The organism is Microcoleus sp. MON1_C1, assembly GCF_036701945.1.
GTDB lineage: Bacteria > Cyanobacteriota > Cyanobacteriia > Cyanobacteriales > Microcoleaceae > Microcoleus.
The window spans coordinates 1-1,463 of sequence record NZ_JAUBRO010000134.1 but is presented as its reverse complement, the minus strand read 5'-3'; the positions used below and the strand labels follow the sequence as shown (position 1 = coordinate 1,463).

1 protein-coding gene is annotated in these 1,463 nt (G+C 44.6%); it reads right to left on the bottom strand.

Translation table 11 applies throughout. The features are described from left to right. Positions 1-122: 122 nt before the first annotated feature. Positions 123-1,463 (bottom strand): calcium-binding protein (locus tag QUA62_RS29165; RefSeq protein WP_333408277.1); only part of this gene is annotated, 1,341 nt, incomplete at its 5' end.

The window sequence follows — 1,463 nt, the reverse complement described above, 5'->3', positions numbered from 1 at the left end:
TTTTCTTCCTTATATTTTGGTGCTGGGTCACAAAAACGATACATACTAATTGTAGCACTACTTTATGAAATTGGTATAAGAGACTGAAGAATAATAAGGACTAAAGTCCTCATTACGAACCTTTAAATCAATCCGAAATTAACCGCACTAATAGTGCTAGCAGAAACACCGACGAGAGAAGCTAAAATCTCCCCTGTTTGTGCCAACCGGATTAATGTTGCACCGCTATCTTGAGCAATCGCCAATTGCGAGAAACTCAACCCGTTACCCAATACTAACAAGTCCTTACCGACTTCAAAATCAGTAATCGTATCAGTACCGGAATTGGTAGAGAGTAAGAACTTATCTACTCCCATTCCTCCTATCAAACTATCAACTCCCAAACCGCCCGTGAGCAAATCATCTCCCTTACCTCCGTAAAGAATATCATTACCATCATCGCCATTCAAAATGTCAGCACCACGGTTGCCAAATAAGACATCATCACCGCTACTTCCAAGGATTGTATCGCTACCTTTGCCACCGAAAACAGTGTCATTTCCCAGACTTCCGTCGAGGGAATCATTGCCCCTCATCCCCATCAACACATTATTCGCGCTGTCGCCCGTCAGGATATCGTCGCCATTTGTACCCAGAATTGCATTGGGAGAATTGCTGCCCAAATCTGCATCGCCGCTGACAACAGGAGTGGCAATCCCAGCAGGCAATACTACAGCTTCAATTCTGCTATCTAAAGCAGTACCAGTATTGTCAGCAACTACCTGGGAAATTGGTTTATTTCCGGTACCAACTGCTTTGAAGTCTTGAGTTGTTGGGCCCAAGGCTACTTGTTGGAGGCGGGCAAGTGATTCAGGGATTGATGTTGCTGTTGGGTTGGAGACAACGCTATCAACGCGTTGATTTGCTGTTGCCATTACTGTCGCTGCTTGCGATGTAATTTGGCTGAATTGTTGACTGTTGAAGCTGGGGTCTATTTGCTGGATTTTCGCGGCAGCTTGTTGAATGATTGGTTCTAAGGCTGTGGCATTACTGAGATTTAAGACTGTACCTGATTGAATTTGAGCTGTAATTGAACTGACAACAGCCTTGACAATATCAGTATTGACTGCACTGGATGCACCGTTAATCAAACCGCTAGTTTGGGTGATGAAGTTTTGGACTTTCACCATTGCCGACAAGACTTGGACGCCGCCCGGTTGGTTGTTGTTGGTGGCTAAGATAGGGTCTAAGCTAGTTAGGTCAACTTCAGCGGGGAGAGAAAGGGCAGCTTTGACTAAAGATTGGGCTTCTTCTAGTGCAATTCCTTTGTCGGTTAAGTCGGCGACTAAGCTGGTTAGGAGGGTGACTACACTCGCATCTGGGGGTGCGGTGACTGGTGTTTCTAGGGGTAATACCAATTTAATATGAAGCTGCATAGAATAAAGCTTCCAGAATGAAAGTGTAAGAAGATAGTGAACTGATTT